Genomic DNA, 19700 nt, shown 5'->3' with positions numbered 1-19700 from the left:
ATTGGAAGCGACCTCTGGTCCAAGTCTCACCATTATTCGTTTTCGGTTTAGCCGCGCGACCCTAGAAGCAGCAGAATTTGTGTGTTGTCGAAAGTGTCGCCAGCCCATTTTGCTGCAACTCATGTCCGCTTTAGCGGCGGATGGGTGTGGACTCGCGGTTGCAGCGAATGGCAGCTTCCCGCCGACCCTACAGAAGTGACCTGTACTCATCCATGAGCGTGGCGACCTGTAGAAGGCCCTGTGCCTCGGATTTGTGGATGAGAGCCGGGACGTCGAGCGCCGGATTTTCGAACCGCTCTCGCATGCGCCTCAGAGCTAGTATGGATTCCGAAGGATCGAGCTCGATGGTATCGGCGATGAAGTCATCCGCTGAGATCGCACCAATCGCATGGGGGGCAAGTGCCACTTCTGGAAAGTCCGCGAGGTTGTCAGTGATGATGACCGAGGCGGATGTGGAAATCGCAGCCGCCAGGACATGGTTATCATTTGGATCAGGAAGGTCGAGCTTATCCTCGAACACCTCGTAGCCTGTAACCAGGGACTCGGGGAACGCGGCTTCGATCGCCTTGCGTTGCCGGTATCCATCCGTGGCACCTTTGGTGATCTCAGAGATGGCCTTCTGGGTTTCGTCCAGAATACGCGCACTCCACCGAGGCCGGAACAAGCCGGCCTCCGCGAGGCTCAAGAGCATATTGCGTCGCAGCGCTCCTCCGAGGACACAGGCGTCGAGAAGAGCCGTGAACCGGTCCGCGTATCGGCTCATACAAGATCGTCCTCGGCATCCGCTTTTGCCAAATCACCGAGCGCATCTGACCGCGTCGCATCCCGCTTCTCCTTGTACGCGAACAGATCGTCTGCGCGCACGCGTCTGTGACGGCCAGTCTTCGTGAAGGGAACGTCTCCATTCTCCAGAAGATTGACGAGGAACGGTCGCGAGACATTCAACAGATCCGCGGCTTGTTGCGTCGTCAACTCTGCTTCGACCGGAATCATGCGGAACCCCCTCCCACTCGAGACCAACCGCAACACTTCCAGGAGCGATGCGGTCAACGCAGGAGCTAGAGTAACGGTTTGCATCTCTCCACTTTCAAGCGCGAGCGACAGCGTCGTAGGCTCGCCTTCCTTGATCTGGGAGGCAACAATCGTTCTGAGTTGTTCTGCGTTCTTGATCTCAACCTCATCTGGCAAACGATCAAAAAACGCCTCTTTTTTCAGGGCGGACATGATTTCTCTCCAGTGTTTTCTCAGCTTGTTATCAACATAGGTGTATTCGAAATAAACGCAATAGTCGAAATAGTCGAATTTTCTTAGCATTGTGTGAATGCCACGTTGCGAGCAACTTTGGTCCTTGCGAGTTATGAGGTCGCTACCCCCGCATCCTCGAGCTGCTCGCGATCTGGCAGGTCCTGCAAGGATTCCAGATCGAAGGTCACAAGGAACCTGTCGGTCGTCACATACGTGTACGGCGCGCCGCGTCGCGGGGATCGCGGCCCTGTCCCGATCAGACCCTGCGCGTGTAACCGACCGATCAGGTCGCGGCTGACGTCTTTACCAAAAATGTCCTTCAACCCGTCCCGCGTGATCGGTTGGTGGTAGGCGATGGCGGCGAGGACCGCCACGTCATACTCCCGTAGACCGAGGTCCTGGTCTCCCACATCAGCTGCCGCTCTGATCGCTGGTGCATAGGCCGGCCGGGTGCGCAGCATCCAGCCGCCGGCCACCTTCGCCACTTCGAAGGACCGCCCTTCAAGATCAGCGGCGAGGTCGTCGATGAGAAGATCGACCGAGGCCCCCTGCCCCACCACGCGCGCCAGGTCGTCGCGCGGCACCGGCGAGGCGGAGGCGAAGAGCACCGCCTCGATCCGGCGCATCCATTCCCGCCAGCGCAGATCGGCGGGCAGGTCCTCTAGCTCGCGATCCAGATCGGTCTCTGCGTGATCCTTCATACCCTCAGATCCCGTAAAGCCGGAACGTGTCACGCCCGGTCAGTTCGCGCACAGCGCCGAGTTCCACCAAACGATCACAGAACCGACGTGCAGCGCGATCGGACCGCAAGGAAGTCAGTGCCGTTGGCGCGACGGAATCACGGGCCAGGAACAGGGCCACGGCGTCCTCCGCACCCTTGGCGCGCAGTTTCGGTGCAACGTCGCGAAGGCGAGCCGCGCGTCGCGTGAGATTGGCAGCTTCACGCGTTGCTTCGTCGGCTGCCGCTGTGGCAGCCCGATGACAGGCCAGGTGCAGGTCCTCCCCGGTCCTTCGCAAATCGCCGCGCTTCAGACCGAATGCCAGGAGCGGCAGGACGTGGGACCATCCGAGCGCCTGCGCCAAGGCGGCATCTGCGGTGAGGAGCGCGGCCGTGCCGTCGCGTGATCGTTCCTCGATGACAGCCTGCATAACGGACGCGGCGCGCGGGATCGGAGCCCCCTGCCCTGCATCAAGCCACTCCCCGATCTGCTCCAGCTCCACGTCCGGCAGCGCGCGGTGCAGCGTTTTTACCGATACGGGTCGCTCGATGCCGCGTCGCCAGTAAAGGTAGATCTCGCCTGCGGGGCCGGGATTATCGCCCGGTTGCAGGAATTGCACCGCGTCGCGCAACTCCTGAGCCCGTTCGACGCGGCCCGAATGGGCGACACAGGTCTCCGCCGCCTTAAGCGCCAGCCGCTCCCGGAGCAAGGCCTGGGGGACGTCTTCGCGGCTCAACACAAGATGCAGATGGGCGAGCGCAGCCCCGGACAAAAACGCCACATCTTCAGGGGTTTCAGTGCGCGCGGAGGTGACCCAGGACGGCAGCTTGGGTAGGCTGGTCAGGTCGTTCGAGATCGTGCCTGGCTGATATGTCATACCACAACACTAGTCTCTCGCGGCGCTTTCGTCCACAGTATACGGTATAAACCGCCCCACCCTACCGGTCTTTGTTATGTCCAATAAGCTTGCCTTATCGGACATTTAGAGATATGCTGGGAAGCAGCTCAATTTCATCACTGGATTCACTGGAAAATGGCCTCAGAGGACGAGAAGTCGACATCATCAAACTCTGGTGCATTTAGTATTGCTCAGAACCGCGACAGCGATCAAGAGAAAAGTGGCCGCGTCGCCCTGCCCGCTCATGTCGCCGGTTCCGGCAATCTCGATCGCTTGGTCGACACCGCGCGCGACTATGCGCGCGCCGCGGCCTCGGACAATACGCTGAAGGCCTATGCGAAAGACTGGGCGCATTTCGCGCGTTGGTGTCGGATGAAAGGCGCGGAGCCTCTGCCCCCCTCTCCCGAAATGATCGGGCTCTATCTTGCAGACCTAGCGTCCGGCTCGGGCCCCTCCCCGGCCCTATCGGTCAGCACCATCGACCGCCGCCTGTCGGGTCTCGCCTGGAACTGCGCGCAGCGTGGCTTCGCCCTCGATCGCAAGAACCGCCACATCGCAACGGTGCTCGCCGGGATCAAGCGCAAGCATGCCCGCCCGCCGGTGCAGAAGGAAGCGATCCTGGCCGAGGATATCCTCGCGATGGTCGCCACCCTTCCTTTCGATCTGCGCGGCCTGCGAGACCGGGCCATCCTGCTCTTGGGGTACGCAGGCGGTCTGCGTCGCTCGGAAATCGTCAGCCTCGACGTTCATAAGGACGATACCCCGGATTCCGCCGGTTGGATCGAGATCTTCGACAAGGGTGCCCTGCTCACCCTCAATGCCAAGACCGGCTGGCGCGAGGTCGAGATCGGCCGTGGCTCCAAGGATCAGACCTGCCCCGTGCACGCGCTCGAGCAGTGGCTGCACTTCGCCAAGATCAACTTCGGCCCAATCTTCACCGGCACTTCGCGCGATGGCAAGCGGGCATCCGAAACCCGGTTGAACGACAAGCATGTCGCGCGCCTGATCAAGCGCACGGTCCTCGACGCGGGCATCCGGTCGGACCTGCCTGAAAAAGACCGCCTGGCGCTGTTCTCCGGTCACAGTTTGCGCGCCGGTCTCGCCAGTTCGGCAGAAGTCGACGAGCGCTACGTCCAGAAGCAGCTTGGCCATGTAAGCGCCGAAATGACCCGCCGTTACCAGCGCCGCCGAGACAGATTCCGCGTGAATCTGACCAGGGCTGCAGGGTTGTGACGTGGATCAGGAGTCTTCGGACTTCAAAGCCGAAAGTGAGGCAACATGGCGAGGGAGATCGCTGCGGGAATGGAGGATATCCACGATGATGACCTCGTCCAATCGATCCAGAAAGACCAGGAAATGCTCCCCTGCCCTTATGAATCGCAGGTCTTCGACGTCGTCAACGAGAACTGCGCAACTCCGGCTATGGGCCTGGCCATTTAGAATACTATCACAGAAGTTGAGCAATTCTGCTTCGTAAAGCTCTGCCTGGCGCAGCCCGAAATTCTCGATTGTCCATCTGGCAATTTCTGTGAGGCTTGCTTCCGCACGACGGGTTAGCCGGAAGGATCGGCTCATGAACGCGCGCGCGCAGTCGCAAAGGCCCTACGGATCGCATCTTTGCCGCTGCCCTCCGCAATATCACCTGCCTTGGCCTGCGCCAGACCTTCGAGGAGACCCCTCCGGATCCCGGCCAGCTCTGCTTCTTCCTGCTCGAGCAGCCTCAGGCCAGCGCGCATGGCTTCACTCACATTCTGGTAGCGCCCAGACGCCACCAGTGCTTGAACCAGATGGTCTTGGGTTTCGGTCAGGACAACGTTGCGTGTCACCATGGTACAAATCTCCTTGTTGGCAATATATGCCAATGCGAAGTTTTGGTCAATAGTTTGGACCCTCGCATCGCCGTCGCCAAACGGTCGTTTATTGGCGCTATATGAAACTGCAAAAAGACTGTCTTGATGCCATTGATAGGCTACGCGCGCGTTTCAACCGAGGATCAAACCCCCCTGCCCCAGTCAGAGGCTCTGAAGACTGCGGGTTGCGTGGAGATATTTGAGGAGCATGCCTCGGGCGGCAATCGTGCGCGGCCGGTGCTGGCGCGGGTGCTGGAACGCGTATCCAAGGGCGACACGCTGGTCGTGGTGCGGATCGACCGCTTGGCGCGGTCGCTGTCGCATCTGCTAGAGGTGATCGAGCGACTTGAAGCCAAGGGTGCTTTCTTTCGTTCCATTCAAGACCCAATCGACACGGCATCGCCGCAGGGCAAGTTCACGTTGCAAGTGCTGGGGGCTGCGGCCGAGTTCGAACGCGCCCTGATCCGCGAACGCACAAAGGCCGGGCTTGCCTCGGCGCGCTCCAAAGGCCGCGTGGGCGGGAACCCTGGGCTGCGGGCCAAAGACCCTGCCGCTCTTCGCAAGGTACGGTTGGCGCGACAGGACGGCTACATTGAGCGTTTGAACGAGACGGCACAAGATTGGGTGCCCCATGTGCGCCGGTTGCGCCCCGACTTGGCTTGGGAGGACGTGTTGCGTATCATCAACGGCCCCTTGCCCGAGGCGCGTCGCTGGACGCAAAGCCGTCTCTTGCGCGCCGTGAAGGCCTATGTCCGCGATGGGTTCCTGCCCAACGAGGTTCTGGGCAGTGCCCGGCGCCGCGAAACCGACGACCGCCTGCCCGCCATCGTCGCCGCCATCAAGGGCGCGGATCCCGAGATGACGCTTCAGGCGATCTGCACCCGGCTGGAAGCGATGCGCGAGCGCACGCCCCGCGGGCGGACAAGCTGGCAGCCTTCGTCGGTGAAGATGCTGCTGGAGCGGGCCGAGAGACTGGGAATGATTTAAGAGACTCAGATTCGTTCTTTGGAAGCAAAACCGCCTATGTGAATCGGGTACATCTTGCGTTTAAGTGATGGCAGCGACACAAGCACTTGACGCGCTGGATCCGCGAAATAAGATAAGTCATTGTAAATAAATGATTTCACCGGATACCGGCCCACCATCTGAAAAAATCCTTGCCTGTCAAACGCTTTCCTGACATTTTTGCGGAAGAACGCTAACCATCAGTTTCCGGCGGTTTTGCGTTCCTTCTCAAGATAGACCCGGAAGACGGGCGGCGGGACGGGCATGAACGAGCAGCGGATCAGAATGGATCAAAAGATCCAGACGATGGCGACACGTCTAAGCAAATCGCTTGATGTGAATATGCGCAAGTCGTTTCTACCTGATGAACGAAAGGCTCTCAGACGCTTCTCATCCACGGAAGTTGCCCAGATCCTCGGCGTAAGCCAAGATTTTTTGCGGAAGATGTTTTTCGAGGACAAGCTCGATCTCGGTGAAATCGAGACAGACGCCCGCGGCCGCAGGTTCTACACTGCAGAGCAAATCGATATAGCGCGCCACGAAATAGCCCGGTCAAGCACCAAGTTCCAGCATATCGTTCCTCGTCGTCGGGATGGGGAGCATATCCAGATCATTTCGATCGCCAACTTCAAAGGGGGCGCAGGGAAGACGACAACAGCGATCCATCTGGCCCAAAAGCTTGCCCTTGATGGTTATCGGGTTCTGGCAATTGATCTCGACCCACAAGCCTCAATGACCACCATGTTCGGTTTCCGGCCGGAAATCGACTTCCCTGAGGCCGGAACGGTGTACGATGCCCTTCGGTACGAGGACCCTATCCCCTTTAGAGACGTTGTGCGCAAAACGTATTTCCACAACCTCGATCTAGCCGCGGCCGGCTTGCTGCTCTCTGAGTTCGAGACCGAAACCGCACACGCCCTTCGAAACAATATCAGGCCGCCGTTCTATCAGCGGCTTGCCCTTTGCATTAATGAAGTCGAGACAGACTACGACATTGTCGTCATCGACTGCCCACCGCAACTCGGGTTTACCACACTATCGGCTTTGGTAGCGTCGACATCCCTAGTCGTCACTGTCATTCCAAGCATGCTTGACGTCGCCTCGATGGCCCAATTCCTGCAGCTCACATCCAGCCTCATGGCAACAATTGCTGATGTGGGCGCATCGCCCGACTGGGACTTCATGAGATTTCTAATCACTCGTTTCGAGCCCAATGACGGCCCCCAAACCCAGATGGCGGCATTCCTGCGGACCATGTTCACGGATGACGTTCTTACTCAGCCTTTCCTGAAATCCTCCGCGGTCTCTGACGCTGGGCTCACGCAACAGACACTGTTCGAGATCGCCAGAACGGATTTTCATCGCCAGACGTACGATCGGGCTATCGAGTCCATCAACGGGGTTGTGGCGGAGGTCGAAGGGCTCATCAAAACGGCATGGGGGCGCAAGTAATGGCCCGCAAAGTCACATTCGACATTCCCGAGGATGAAGAAAAGCAGCAGAGCTCGTCGATTTCTCCGACTCGAACCCAGTCACGAGCCCCTGCCCTTTCGGGAATGGCCCGTTCTCTTCAGGATGCGGCACAATCTTCAATTCAAGAAATCAGTACCGACCTTATTGATGATTCCGAGTTCCAGGATCGTCTGGCCCTGGATGACGAAGATGACATCAGGGAACTGGCTGAAAGCATTGACAAGCAGGGACAGCTTATCCCGATACTTCTGAGCCCCGAAGGGGGGCGGTACAGGATCATCTATGGGCGCAGGCGATTAGCGGCCCTTCGACTTATTGGCAAGCCCGCAAAGGCTCTCATCAGAGGCTTGGATGAGGATCAAGCGATTCTTGCACAAGGCCAAGAGAACAGCTTCCGAAAAGACCTCAGCTGGATCGAGAAAGCCCTTTTTGCACGTTCTCTCATAGAGTCCGGCAAGGATGAGGGACTGGTCTGTGACGCCCTCAACATCGATCAGAAAGCCAGGAAAGCCGGTGACAAGCTCACGGGACTTGCTCGCATGAAACAAGTCACTTCCTGTATTCCGACTGAACTCATCCAAAAGATCGGGGCGGCACACGGGGTTGGACGGGATCGTTGGTATGCTGCCGCAAAGTCTTATGAGAGCCTTGGCTTCTCTGGAGGTGAAGGGTTTCCGGCCGGAAACCGAGAATTCCATGATGCTCTCATGGAATCCAGAGGTTCAGGCAAGACCTCCGACGAACGCTTTGCGATCTTCGAAGGGCTCCTGAAACAGCACAAGCCCCCTGCCCCATCGGCGATCAAGACAAAATTCGGGATGGTGAAGGTCACCAAAAGAAACGTGATCATCACCGTCAAGAACGGAGATGACGGGCTTCATAAGTGGATCTCTGAGAATCCAGAGGCCGCTCTTCTAGCGTTGGCGAACGCGAAGGCCGCTGGTCCAGGGCAGATCATTACCCCAGAGAAAATGGAACCCATAGGTAACCCAGTCTCCGGCAGGGATCAGGATCTTGATGGTCCTGACATAGACGATAACAAAAACTGAGCAGAAAGGAGGACAGGCCAGAAAAGGAAAGACCCCCCGAAAGCAGTGCTTCCGAAGGGCCTCGATTAGCTTAGACACCTGATTGATACCCCGAAGCCGAATCGTTTTCAACACCGTTCGCGGTGAACGGGGAAGCTTTTTCAGCCGAAATCATCATGAGACAGGTATTTTCTCACACACCCGCCTTGGCGGAACGATCGTCTGTACCCGGTACGAACCCGTACAGGGTAATCGAGCCGATCCGAGCGCTTCGCAAAGAACTCGGTCTGACACCAAATGACCTGGTAACACTGCAGGCCTTGATCAGCTTCATGCCGAAGAAGGCCGGACAAACAGCTCCAATGACTATCGTCTTTCCCTCAAACGCATCATTGTCTGAGAGAACGAACGGCCTGAACGAGAGAACGATTCGACGGTGTATCGGACACCTCGTGGATGCCGGGCTGATCCAGCGCAGGGATAGCGCAACCCGCAAACGGTTCCCTCTTCGCTACGGTGGATTGATCAGAGATGCCTTTGGCTTCGATCTGCAGCCAATGTATGATCGGGAAAGAGAGCTCACCGAACACGCAGAACAGCTTGTGGGCGATCAGGAAAAGCTACGGTCACTCAAGGCGGAGGCACTGGCTCTTCGTGTCGAGGCTTTGCGCCAAGCAAAGGATGTTGAGACTGTCTCATTTCTCCAGAACGTACGAAACATCCTACGCCGTGCAACTCTCAAAGCCGACGAAATCATAGAGCTTATCAAGAGGCTGGCAGAGTTGGTCGGAGCGACCATCAGAGAGTTTCCGGCCGGAAACCATGACGCTCAGGAAACAATGCCCGACCAAATGTCCGGCGACGACGGACAAAATGTCCGGCACGTAGAACCCACAAGATTGAATATAAAAAAAGATAGAGCAGATGCACACTGCACCTCTGGTTTTCAGGAACGCCGAGATCCAACAATTATGGCATGGACGGACCTGAAAAACGTATCGGACTTCTTCCCGCATGAACCAAGAGATCATCAATCAGTTCTCGAAATATTGGCCGATGTCGGAAGATTGCTAAGAATAGAACAGGGCAGGATCATGAAACACCTCAGAGAACGAGGTCCAGGGCAGCTCCTTATTGCACTCGACGAATTAATTTTGAGAGCCAGCACAGGACAGGTGAAAAACAACAACGCCTACCTCGACGCTATGATGAGGCAAGGGACGTGATGGTCTTATCACGCTCACTCAACCAGTTTGTAATTGAGCGTAGTCTTCGATCCTCCGGCAAATTTTCCCGGATAGTTCCAACCATAAGGTCATCGAGAGGGAAAGGAGTGTTGGTTTGAGGGTGACGGGAAGTGAGATCGGGAGAGTGGCTTCCGGCGCCCGTCGTGGAGAAGATCTGATGACCAAAGCTGTCCAGAAAATCACCCTGTCCCCCTCGCGGGATGTCCCTTTTGACAAGCTGGTGCTGAGCCAGTCCAACGTGCGGCGCATCAAGGCTGGCGTGTCCGTCGAGGAATTGGCCGAAGACATCGCCCGCCGCGGTCTGTTGCAGAGCCTGAGCGTGCGGCCAGTGTTGGACGATGATGGGACCGAGTCCGGCAAGTTCGAGATCCCGGCCGGGGGCCGCCGGTTCCAGGCATTGTCCCTGCTGGTGAAGCAGAAGCGGTTGGCGAAGACGACGCCCATTCCCTGCATCGTGCGAGATGCAGGGTGCGCGATCCTGGCCGAGGACGATTCCTTGGCCGAGAACATGCAGCGCGTCGCCTTGCACCCGCTCGACCAGTTCCGCGCGTTTGTGTCCCTCCGCGACAAGGGTCAGAGCGATGCAGAGATTGCTGCAGCCTTCTTCGTGACGCCACAGATCGTGAAGCAGCGCCTGAAACTCGCCTCCGTCGCCCCTGCACTGCTTGAGGTCTATGCCGAGGATGGCATGACGCTGGAGCAGCTCATGGCCTTCACCGTGAACCCCGATCACGCGCGTCAGGTTCAGGTCTGGGATGTGATCCATTCATCCTGGAACAAGGAGCCATTCCAGATCCGGCGCATGCTGACCGAGACCTCGGTCCGGGCGTCCGACCGGCGCGCGATCTTTGTGGGTGTTGAGGCCTACGAAGCGGCGGGCGGCACGATGCTGCATGACCTCTTTCAGGGCGATGACGGTGGCTGGCTCGAGGACCCTGCCCTGCTCGATCGGCTGGTGACGGAAAAACTCCAGGCCGAGGCTGAGACGGTTGCGGTTGAGGGCTGGAAGTGGATCGAGGTCGCGCTTGACCTGCCCTACGGCTACAGCCACGGGCTGCGGTCTCTGTCTGGTGATCCGGCACCGATGACGGATGACGAAGGTGCAGCTCATGCCAAGCTGCTCGCCGAGTACCGAGCGCTCGAGGAGGAATACGCGGATCAGGATGACATCCCCGACGAGATCGACACGCGGCTTGGCGTATTGGAAACGGAGATGGAAAAGATCGAGACCCGGCCGTTGATCTTCGACGCGGAGGAGATCGGGCGGGCAGGGGCGTTCGTCACGCTCGACCGCTACGGCGCGCTGGCCGTCTATCGCGGCTATGTGCGTCCAGAGGATGAGCCCGTTGAGAAGACCACGGTCCAGGATGGTACGGATCCAGCGGTGGCGGGGCAGGGGGATGATCGTGATCTCACCGATGGCCATGGCAGTGCCGCTCATGGCGGAACCGACATCATGTCGGGTGGCCAGCCGATCGGAGCTGACTTGCCGGAGGATGAGGACGACGGCGCGCTGAAGCCGCTGCCCGAGCGGTTGGTCATGGAGTTGACGGCCCACCGGACGCTGGCGCTTCGTGAAGCGATCGGGCGCTCGCCGGATGTGGCGCTGACGCTGCTGCTGCTGAAGCTCGTCACGGACACCTTCCGCACCTCCTCTGCTTCAGGAAGCTGTCTCGAGGCATCCGTGCGTCAGGTCTACATGTCGGCGCAGGCGCCCGATCTGAAGGACAGCGTGGTGGCAAAGCTGGTCGACGAGCGTCACGCGGAATGGGAAGCCGATCTGCCGCTTGGCGATGATGCGGCACTCTGGGACTATCTGACGATCCTCGACCAGGGCAGTCGGCTGGCCCTGCTGGCGCATTGCCTCAGCTTCGGCGTCAACGCGCTGCATGAGAAGGTGAACCCTTACGGGGCAGGCATCTCCGCTGGGGGTCTGACCCGGCGTATGGCGCATGCCGATCTCGTGGCGCGTGCCACAGGTCTCGACATGTTCGAGGCGGGCTGGGAGCCGACGGTGGACACCTATCTCAACCGCGTGCCCAAGGCGCGCATCCTTGAGGCCGTGCGCGAGGCGAAAGGGGAGGGGACTGCCCAACTCCTCGATCACCTGAAGAAGAGCGAGATGGCCAGTGAGGCCGAGCGCTTGCTGAAGGGCAGCGGCTGGTTGCCCGAGGTCCTGCGCCGGAACGATCTCGTGGCGCTACACGGTGAGGACTGTGCCGAAGGGCTGGGGGCGGATGCCGAAGTGGCTGACAGTGTCAGTGAAGCTGACCTTCCTGCATTCCTGACGGATGACTTGCCTGCTGAAAGCGCGTCGATGCTGGCCGCGGAATAACGTGATCCACTGGGGGGCGGAGATTCCGCCCCCAATCACCCTATAGTGTAACAATATCAATAAGATGAGTGCGATTACTCGCATTCAGAATGAGGAATCATGTCTGCAACAACCATCATCGACACCGCCCCCCTCGGGGCGCTCATTCGCTACACCGATGGCAGCCCCAAGCCGCCGGCACGCTTCACGAAGAAGCTGGCGGCCTGGGAACGTTCGAACGGCGTCGGCCGTCTTGTGAAGAAGGAGCCACCCCGACCTTACCCGACCTGGACGGCACCCGCGTCGTTCACGCTGCATGAGGGTAACTTCTCCTCGGAGGGGGTGATCCTCGTGACCATCATGCGTAGCCATTCGGCTGACAGCGCTGTAGCGCGACAATCTGGGTGAGAAGAGCGCGTCAATCAGGATGAGAATCCTTGGCCGCGACGGGTTGAGATTGGCGAATTACATTGTCGCGGGCAAGGGGTTTGTCGCTTGGGATTGTCGCGGCGCGTCAATCAGCGGTCATGTCGGCTGGTGACGCCTTTTGTGGGGGCCTCCCGGGACCCTTGGCGTTTTCTGCAGCCTTGCGTCGATAACTCTCGACATTCATCTCGAAGATGGTCGCGTGGTGGACCAGCCGGTCGACGGCGGCCAGCGTCATGGCCGGGTCGGGGAAGATCGCGTTCCAGGCGCCGAAGGGCTGATTGGCGGTGATCAGCATGGAACGCCGCTCGTAGCGCGCGCTGATGAGTTCGAAGAGCACGCTGGTCTCGGCCTGATCCTTGGTGACATAGGCGATGTCGTCGAGGATCAGCAGGTGGAACTTGTCGAGCTTCGCAATGGCGCTTTCGAGAGCGAGATCGCGGCGTGCCTGCTGGAGTTTCTGGACCAGATCGGTGGTGCGGGTGAAGAGCACACGGTAGCCATTTTCCACCAGCGCCAGCCCGATGGCCGAACTGAGATGCGACTTGCCGACCCCCGGCGGGCCGAACAGCAGGATATTGTCGCCCTTGCCGATCCAACTGTCGCCGGCTGTGATGGCGCCCACATGCGCCTTGGACACCATGGGGACAGCGGCGAAGTCGAACGTCTCGAGGGTCTTGCCGGGCAACAGGCGGGCCTGGGCGAGATGGCGCTCGATCCGGCGCCGATCGCGTTCGGCCAGTTCATGTTCCACCAGGGCGCTGAGCAGGCGGGCGGCGGGCCAGCCTTCCTTGTCGGCCTGCTCAGTGAAGCGTGGCCAGAGCGCCTTGATGGCCGGCAGGCGCAGCTCGTTCAGGGCAAGGGTGAGACGGGCGGCGTCAATGTCGGTGGATGTCATGCTGCGGCCTCCTCGGCGATCGGTGTATTGCCCAGAAGGCGGTCGTAGGATGACAGGTCGGCCAGTTGCACGTCGATCCCCGGCAGAGTGTCGGGCGGCGGTGCGAAGAGCGCGCGCAGGGCCCGGATGTCAGGCAGTCGCCGCTGGCGCAGATCCTCTTCGAGTTGGGCGGCCAGTTCGGCCTCGCAACCGCGGTCATGGGCCAGGGCCAGAAGATCGACCGCCATCCGGCAAGCCGCCTTTTCGCCGGTCCGTTCCAGCAGGGCCGCGAACATGTCGCCGAAAGCCCGGCGCGGGAACAACTGGTCGCGATAGACCAGCCCCATCAGCGCCATGGGCTTTCTGCGCAGCGAATGGATGACGTGATGGTAGTTGACAACGTGGCCGTGGCTGCCACTGGGCGTGGGCCGCCCACGGCGCAGCGCTTGCAGGAAGGTCGAGCCGAGAAACAGTTCGAGCCGGTCGTCGTAGAGCCGAACCCGCAGTTGATGTCCGATCAGCCGGGAGGGCACGGTGTAGAAGACCTTGCGCAGCAGGAAGCCACCCGAAGACGTGACGCGCACCGCGACCTCCTCATGATCCGTGGTGCGCCGGGCGGGCAGCGGCGCCAGATGTGCGCGTTCGGCATCGATGCGCTTGGCATTGCGCGCGTTGATCCGGCCCACGATCTCGTCGATGAAGCGGCGATAGGCCGCCAGGTCCCCGAAGTCGCGCGACCCGCGCATCAGCAGCGCGTCCTCGATCGCCCGCTTCAGATGACCGTGCGGGCCTTCGATAGCGCCGTTCTCATGGGCCACCCCCTTGGTGTTGCGCGACGGCGTCATGCCATAGTGGCGGCACAGAGCGTCAACCCGGTCGGTGAGATCGTCCTGCGCGGCTCTTGCCAGGTTCTTGAAAGCTGCCGAAAGGCTGTCGGTCCGGTGCTCCTGCGGGACGCCGCCAAGCGACCAGAGGGCATTTTGCAGCCCTTCGGCCAGGGCAACATAGCTCTCCCCGCCCAGCACGACATGGGCGTGCTCGAAGCCGGAATAAGCCAGCCGAAAGTGATAGAGCCGGTGTTCCAACGGCTGGCCGGCGATCGTCACACCGAGCCTGCCCATGTCGGTGAAATCCGAAAGGCCCATCTTGCCCGGTGTATGGATCTGCCGAAAGATCACTTCCTGCTCGGGACCATGCTCGGCCCGCCAGGCGCGTATGCGCCGTTCCAGCGTGCGCCGAATGCCGGGGTTCAGCTCGGAATGTCGACGCAGGAGTTCCTCGAAGATCGCAACCGGCCGCAGACCGGGCGAGGACTTCAACAGCGGAACAACCTCCGCGTCGAAAATATCCGCAAGTGGGTCCGGGCGACGCCTGCTGCGCGGAGACTTCTTTTGCGTCGGCAGGATCGGGTTGGAACTGATGCGATAACCGGTCGCCTGGCTGATCCCCGCCTTGGCGGCGGCAACCGGAACGGAATGGGTCTGTTTGAGCGTCATGAAAAGCCTCATTTGATGGTCGGTGACATGACGGCCCGGCATGAACGATCCCTCCAACTCGGAAAAATCATCCCTACCTGAGCCGGTCACGACCGTCAGACCCGCCCATTGCGAGCGAAACGCGGGTTTGGGGGCTCTCCGGTCGGGCTACGCCCTCCCTGCGCGCCCCCAAACCCGCGTTCTCATCCTGATTGACGCTGGATTCTCACCTTGTTTGTCGCGCTGCACAGCGCCCTGGTCTTCGAGGTGGCCGAGGAGCCGAAGCCCGGGCAGGTGCGCGTGCTCCTCGACTTCAGCGGCAACACCGAGCTGCTGCATCTGGCGGAATCTGTCACTGCGGCCGAGCTTTGGATCGCCAAGGAAGGATACCGCAATGCGCGACTTGAAATCGTTGGCGATGAAGAGGGCGAAAGGGCAGGGGGCGCGGACCTGGCCGCCTGAGCCCAACTGAAACCGAGGGGCCCGCCAAAGTTCGGGCCTCTCATCCATCACAACCCTGTCCTTTGAGTTCGCGGGGCACCAAAGGATCCATCCCCAAAGAAGAAGTCTTCAACCAAGAGCGTGGCCGGGAGGCTGGCGGCGTTCCAAGCATCAGCGGGACAACCGGCTCCTGATGTTGGGGGACCATCCCCCGCTCGCCATTCCCTTCCTTGGCCCGAATCCCGTCTTCGAGATCAACCCGCGAGGGGTCGGACTACGGGCAAGCCCGTGCCGCCGGATGGATTCGGGCAAGCCGAACGCACCCGGTGATGTCAGCCAGTATTCGGGCCTGCGGGGTCCTGTCGCGCGGGGGATGGTCCCCCGCCTCCAAGACAGGAGCCAAACAGATGTCCCGCAAAGATGCACACGCCTTCGCAGCCTCCCTCGCCGCCACGCTCATGGTCTCGATCATCGTCTTCCAGGCAGGGGATGGAACCTTCGGCGCCGTCCCCGCCGATGAAATCGACGGCGACGAGGTCGTGATCGTCTCGGAATACGATCCCTTCGGGTGAGGCTTCGGCCTCACTTCCCGAGGGCTTGGCGCAAAAGCGGCTATCGCCGATAGCGGGCCTGCTCTACAGAGCAGTCCTAAGTGCAGAAAAAATATAAGAAAATAGCTCTCCTATAAGAAAGCTTTCCTACGTTTCTGCGATTTTCTTCAAACGATGACGTCGCCGGTGATGCGTCAGACTTCAAGGCCAATGCTCCCGATCTTTCACATGGGCATTTGGAGCATCTGTTGGCAATCTGACGGATGCCTGAAATCCAGAAGTTTCACCGGGACGTGGTGACTGGAGCAAGAGAGAGGTTTCGATCCGTTCTGCGATGGCTGAGACGATAGCGAGGCCAAGCCCGCTACCATCAGTTTTTGCATCTGCCCTCTCGAAGCGCCCTGTCAGGCGTTCGAGTGTTTGGGTTGCTACCGCGGGGCCCTCGTTCGCCACGATCAACTGCCCGTCGCTCGTGAGTGTAACCTCGACTGGGGCATTCTGCGCCCCGTGGCGTAGGGCGTTTTCCACCAGATTCCGGCACAGAATTCCCAATGCGTCGGGGTCGATATCAGACAAGACAGGCGTGTCCGGCAAGTTCAACATAAGGCGCCCGTTCTCTGTGCTGCGCGCAATATCTTCCACCACGACCCGAGTGATGGTTCTGACATCAGCGCTCTGGTCCATCCGAAGTCTACCGCCTTCCGCCCGCGCAAGCTGCAGGAGACGTTCGGACAGCCGAGCGAGACGCTTGAGCGTCGCCTCGATCTCGGCGGCGCGCGCGTCGATGGTCGGATCTTTGGTCTCTGACCGCAGTCGCTGCGCTTGGGCGATAGCGCCCGCCAATGGTGTCCTTAGTTCATGAGCCGCATTGGCTGCAAAACTTCGCTCAGCCTCGAACGCGTCGCGCAACCGAGCCAAAAGGCTGTTCAAGGTTGCAGCCAGCGGTCGGATTTCTGTCGGCAGGTCGGCCGCGGGTACTTCTGACAGGTCGCGCACGCCGCGCGCTTCAAGCCGCGTACGGAACCGATGGAGAGGGGCGAGGCTAAAGCGCACAGCGAGAATAATCGACGCGAGCGCCAACGGCAGCACAACCAGCAGCGGCAGGCCGAGGCTCATCTGGATTTCCCGAGCAACCGAAGCGCGATGCGCCAACGGTTCGGCCACGGTGATGCTGATCGTCCCCTGGAGCGCCGCGTCGCTGTAGAGGCGATGTGTGGCGTTCTGCCCAAATCCCGGACCGTCGTATGGAGGAAACACGGCAGGGTCCGCCGCATGGGATTGCAGCAAAATGCGTCCCTCGGCATCGCGTACGATGTAGGTGAAGAACTCGTCATGCTCCCGGATCGGCGCGAGGCGCTGCGTCACACCCTGATCTTCTCGCCCGACGATGTCGGTCACGGCCAGCGGCAGGATGCGCTCGGCGGTTTCGCGTAGGGCGCTGTCGAAGACCTCATCCATCTCGCCCCGAACGATCACCGCGGTAACCGTGGCGGCGGCGAGCCAGAGGATCGTCAGCACAAGGCCGAGTGACAAGCCGAGCCGTACCTGAAGGCTGGATGGCCACATCATGGCTTGCCCAGCCGGTAACCCATGCCGCGCTCGGTCTCGATGATGGCGCTCCCCAGTTTCTTGCGCAGGCGGCTCACGTGCACCTCGATGGTGTTGCTCTCGACTTCGGCGTCGAAAGCGTAGAGCTTCTCCTCCAACTGCGCCTTGGACAGGAGCTGCCCGGGACGCGCCAGGAAGGCCTCGAAGAGCGCCCATTCCCGCGCCGTCAGCGGCACATGTCTGCCATCCCGATGGACGCTGCGCGCGGCAAGGTCGATGTCGAGCGGTCCGTGGGTCAGGATCGGGTTGGGGTTGCCGCTGTAGCGCCGCGCGACCGATCCGATCCGTGCCGACAGTTCCGACAGGTCGAAGGGCTTCACAAGATAGTCGTCAGCGCCCGCATTGAGGCCTTCGATCCTATCGGAGACCTGGTCGAGCGCCGTCAGGATGATGACCGGCGTCACGTCTCCACGCGTCCTGAGGCCCTTGAGGAACCCGATACCACGTCCGTCTGGCAGCATGAGGTCGAGCAGGAGCAGGTCGTAGGAGGTTGCGCTCATCGCGTCTGCCGCCGCGTCTAGCCGCGTGACCCAGTCTACTGACTGGCCATCAGCTGCGATCTGGTCGCGCACGGCAGCGCCAAGAGTCGTGTCGTCCTCGATCAGCAATATGCGCATGGTCGTACCCGTCCTTTCCTGATGTCCCTCCATGATCCGTCTGGCTGACACGAAGCTGAAGCTTGTGGGTCGAGCCCCTTCAGGCTGCCGTCAGCTTCGCGGCGCATGAATGGCATCAAGAGGCGAGCCACTAGGAGTGTGCCCCATGAAGAAGACATTGACAATTATCGGCTTTCTCGCGGTCTTTCCGGTCGGCGCGGCGCTGGCTGACGACGATTGCTTCGTGCCGATGGCCGACTGGCAGCCGCGCGATGCTGTTGCCATGCTGGCTGAGGAAAATGGTTGGACGGTGCGCCGGATCAAGATCGATGACGGCTGCTACGAGATCGATGGGAGGGATGCCGAGGGGCGTGCGATCGAGGTGACTGTCCACCCGGCCACGCTGGAGATAATCGAGTTCGAATACGAGGACGACGAGGATGATCGCCGCGAGCGGGATCACGAGAGACGCGACGATGACTGATGCAGCGCGTCGCGACGGTAATGTCCCGGTGCCGGGCCTGCCGCCACTCTCCCGGCTTTCCCTAAACTCTCCTCTAGCTCTGACGGGCCCGGTGCTGGTTGCGTTGCCATGCCTGCTGGCGGCACTGATCGGGTTCAACACCTATGCGCCCTATGGCGCGGATGCAGCACTTGGCATTGCCGTCGGGGCCGCGGCAGTTGTCGCGATGGCACAGACCCTGATCCTCGCCGCACGGCCGCCGCTGGTGGAACCATTGTTCGGCGGTCTCGATCGCATGTACCGTTTCCACAAGTGGCTTGGTATTTCCGCAATGGTCCTGATGATCCTGCACCAGCAGATCGAGCCGGATTTCGAGCGTTTGGTGCGTGAAACCTCCCTTGGTGAACTTGGTGAAGAGGCGGGCGAACTTGCCTTCAACGCGCTTCTCGCCCTGGTTGCTGTCAGCTGGTTCCGGAGATTGCCCTTCACCCCACTGGAAATCCCCTATCAGATCTGGCGGTTCAGCCATCGTTTCATGGGGGCCCTTTTTGCAATCGTGGTCTTTCACCAGTTCTTCGTCGACCTGCCGACAGAGGTAGATCCATCGCTCTCGGTGCTTCTAAACACATTTGGCATCGCGGGAGTAATCGCGTGGATATTCACCGAGCTGGTCGCCCCGTACCTGCGGCGTAGAGAATTCACCGTCACAGAGATCAGCCAGACCAAGGACACCACCACGCTAACCCTCCGCCCCGAGGGGCGGGCCATGCGGTGGCGGCCGGGGCAATTCGCCTTCTTCCGCGCGCCAGAGGCAGGACTGTCCGAGCCGCACCCCTTCACGATCGCCAGCGCCCCGCGCCCTGACGGCACCCTGACGTTCTCCATCCGGGGCTTGGGTGGCTGGACACGAAGCCTGCCCGCCATCTTGCGGACCGGAACGCGCGTGCAGGTCGAAGGGCCATATGGACGGTTCAATTTCCGCAAGGGCGGTGCGCGCCAGATATGGCTGGCGGGCGGCATCGGTATCACGCCGTTCCTCGCCTGGGCCGAAAGCCTGAGCGAAGCGGATAGCCGCGACATTCACCTCATCCACTGCGTTCGGACACAAGAGGAGGCGATTGGGGTAGAGACGCTGCGCGCTGCGGCTGCCCGCAACCCGAGGTTCAGTTTCGAGGTGGTCGTTACGACGCGCGATGGCAGGCTCACGGCCGAGCGCCTGATTGGCGCGGTCCCTTTCGCGATCCGGCAAGCCGATTTGTGGTTCTGCGGCCCAACCGGTCTGAAGGACGGGATTCTCAAGGGCTTGAAAGCACAAGGCCAAACGCCTCGCCGTGTCCGCTTCGAGCAGTTCGAATTCACCTGAACGCGGGGCAGGGCGCTTAGCCATGCCAGCCCTGTAGCCTGCGCTCGCATCTTTTTTTGGCCCCGCCCTCATCGGCGGGGCCATTTTCCTGACGGCAAGCTGAAGCAGGAATCGCTGGGGC

General features: G+C 60.5%; 19 protein-coding genes and 2 pseudogenes. 11 read left to right on the top strand and 10 right to left on the bottom strand.

Features of this window, described 5'->3' with window-relative positions; genetic code table 11:
- Positions 1-187: 187 nt before the first annotated feature.
- The 4 genes from DC366_RS16945 to DC366_RS16930 form a co-directional block, all read right to left on the bottom strand.
- Entirely contained in the window at positions 188-763 is a 576-nt protein-coding gene (locus DC366_RS16945; RefSeq protein WP_108693386.1) for a PIN domain-containing protein, read from the bottom strand.
- A complete protein-coding gene (locus DC366_RS16940) occupies positions 760-1224 on the bottom strand; it encodes a helix-turn-helix domain-containing protein (protein WP_108693395.1) in 465 nt (154 codons plus the stop codon). The genes DC366_RS16945 and DC366_RS16940 overlap by 4 nt, the downstream gene beginning before the upstream one ends.
- A gap of 131 nt (positions 1225-1355) precedes the next feature.
- A complete protein-coding gene (scpB, locus tag DC366_RS16935) occupies positions 1356-1946 on the bottom strand; it encodes an SMC-Scp complex subunit ScpB (protein WP_108693385.1) in 591 nt (196 codons plus the stop codon).
- Between the two features lie 4 nt (positions 1947-1950).
- Positions 1951-2841, bottom strand: a complete 891-nt coding sequence (locus tag DC366_RS16930; protein WP_108693384.1) for a DUF1403 family protein — start codon at positions 2839-2841, stop codon at positions 1951-1953.
- A gap of 156 nt (positions 2842-2997) precedes the next feature.
- Here DC366_RS16930 and DC366_RS16925 point away from each other — a divergent pair, with 156 nt between their 5' ends.
- Complete coding sequence (locus DC366_RS16925; RefSeq protein WP_108693383.1) at positions 2998-4095, top strand: tyrosine-type recombinase/integrase; 1098 nt, start codon at positions 2998-3000, stop codon at positions 4093-4095.
- 6 nt (positions 4096-4101) lie between these two features.
- On the opposite strand, the gene DC366_RS16920 is transcribed toward DC366_RS16925, so the two are convergent.
- Positions 4102-4437 carry a type II toxin-antitoxin system RelE/ParE family toxin gene (locus DC366_RS16920; protein WP_108693382.1) on the bottom strand — a complete coding sequence of 112 codons (336 nt, stop codon included), beginning with the start codon at positions 4435-4437 and terminating at the stop codon, positions 4102-4104.
- On the bottom strand, positions 4434-4691 hold the full coding sequence (locus DC366_RS16915; protein WP_108693394.1) for a type II toxin-antitoxin system ParD family antitoxin: 258 nt from the start codon (positions 4689-4691) through the stop codon (positions 4434-4436). The genes DC366_RS16920 and DC366_RS16915 overlap by 4 nt, the downstream gene beginning before the upstream one ends.
- A 126-nt stretch (positions 4692-4817) precedes the next feature.
- On the opposite strand from DC366_RS16915, the gene DC366_RS16910 reads away from it, so the two are divergent.
- The 6 genes and pseudogenes from DC366_RS16910 to DC366_RS16885 all read left to right on the top strand — a co-directional run.
- The gene (locus tag DC366_RS16910) at positions 4818-5699 is read left to right on the top strand and encodes a recombinase family protein (RefSeq protein WP_108693381.1); all 882 of its coding nucleotides are present in this window, start codon (positions 4818-4820) and stop codon (positions 5697-5699) included.
- A gap of 282 nt (positions 5700-5981) precedes the next feature.
- Entirely contained in the window at positions 5982-7169 is a 1188-nt protein-coding gene (repA, locus tag DC366_RS16905; RefSeq protein ID WP_099828095.1) for a plasmid partitioning protein RepA, read from the top strand.
- The gene (gene repB, locus DC366_RS16900) at positions 7169-8239 is read left to right on the top strand and encodes a plasmid partitioning protein RepB (protein ID WP_108693380.1); all 1071 of its coding nucleotides are present in this window, start codon (positions 7169-7171) and stop codon (positions 8237-8239) included. The genes repA and repB overlap by 1 nt, the downstream gene beginning before the upstream one ends.
- A gap of 155 nt (positions 8240-8394) precedes the next feature.
- On the top strand, positions 8395-9444 hold the full coding sequence (locus DC366_RS16895) for a helix-turn-helix domain-containing protein (RefSeq protein ID WP_108693379.1): 1050 nt from the start codon (positions 8395-8397) through the stop codon (positions 9442-9444).
- Between the two features lie 178 nt (positions 9445-9622).
- The gene (locus DC366_RS16890; RefSeq protein WP_108693378.1) at positions 9623-11800 is read left to right on the top strand and encodes a ParB/RepB/Spo0J family partition protein; all 2178 of its coding nucleotides are present in this window, start codon (positions 9623-9625) and stop codon (positions 11798-11800) included.
- Positions 11801-11899: 99 nt separating this feature from the next.
- Positions 11900-12169: pseudogene (locus tag DC366_RS16885) on the top strand (UCP036055 family protein); the annotation flags it as partial.
- 124 nt (positions 12170-12293) lie between these two features.
- Here the strand turns inward: DC366_RS16885 and istB are convergent.
- Positions 12294-13103: an IS21-like element helper ATPase IstB gene (istB, locus tag DC366_RS16880; protein ID WP_108693377.1), complete on the bottom strand. Its 810-nt coding sequence runs from the start codon at positions 13101-13103 to the stop codon at positions 12294-12296.
- Positions 13100-14620, bottom strand: coding sequence for an IS21 family transposase (istA, locus tag DC366_RS16875; RefSeq protein WP_108693393.1), 1521 nt, complete (start codon positions 14618-14620; stop codon positions 13100-13102). The genes istB and istA overlap by 4 nt, the downstream gene beginning before the upstream one ends.
- Positions 14621-14806: 186 nt before the next feature.
- On the opposite strand from istA, the pseudogene DC366_RS16870 reads away from it, so the two are divergent.
- Both DC366_RS16870 and DC366_RS19970 read left to right on the top strand, forming a co-directional pair.
- Positions 14807-15019 (top strand): annotated as a pseudogene (locus tag DC366_RS16870) (UCP036055 family protein); the annotation flags it as partial.
- A 386-nt stretch (positions 15020-15405) separates the two neighbouring features.
- A complete protein-coding gene (locus DC366_RS19970) occupies positions 15406-15570 on the top strand; it encodes a hypothetical protein (protein WP_165616582.1) in 165 nt (54 codons plus the stop codon).
- A 180-nt stretch (positions 15571-15750) separates the two neighbouring features.
- On the opposite strand, the gene DC366_RS16865 is transcribed toward DC366_RS19970, so the two are convergent.
- Together DC366_RS16865 and DC366_RS16860 are read right to left on the bottom strand one after the other, a co-directional pair.
- Positions 15751-17118: a sensor histidine kinase gene (locus DC366_RS16865; RefSeq protein WP_076535544.1), complete on the bottom strand. Its 1368-nt coding sequence runs from the start codon at positions 17116-17118 to the stop codon at positions 15751-15753.
- Positions 17115-17774 carry a response regulator transcription factor gene (locus tag DC366_RS16860; protein WP_009503873.1) on the bottom strand — a complete coding sequence of 220 codons (660 nt, stop codon included), beginning with the start codon at positions 17772-17774 and terminating at the stop codon, positions 17115-17117. Before DC366_RS16860 ends, DC366_RS16865 begins: the two co-directional genes overlap by 4 nt.
- A 145-nt stretch (positions 17775-17919) precedes the next feature.
- On the opposite strand from DC366_RS16860, the gene DC366_RS16855 reads away from it, so the two are divergent.
- Positions 17920-18237, top strand: coding sequence for a PepSY domain-containing protein (locus tag DC366_RS16855; protein WP_009503874.1), 318 nt, complete (start codon positions 17920-17922; stop codon positions 18235-18237).
- Positions 18194-19579 carry a ferredoxin reductase family protein gene (locus DC366_RS16850; protein ID WP_108693376.1) on the top strand — a complete coding sequence of 462 codons (1386 nt, stop codon included), beginning with the start codon at positions 18194-18196 and terminating at the stop codon, positions 19577-19579. Before DC366_RS16855 ends, DC366_RS16850 begins: the two co-directional genes overlap by 44 nt.
- Positions 19580-19700 lie beyond the last annotated feature (121 nt).

The sequence above is a fragment of the Pelagivirga sediminicola genome (assembly GCF_003072125.1).
Classification (GTDB): Bacteria; Pseudomonadota; Alphaproteobacteria; order Rhodobacterales; family Rhodobacteraceae; genus Roseovarius; species Roseovarius sediminicola.
The sequence above is the reverse complement of the archived record's forward strand: the minus strand, read 5'-3'. Positions and strand labels throughout refer to the sequence as shown.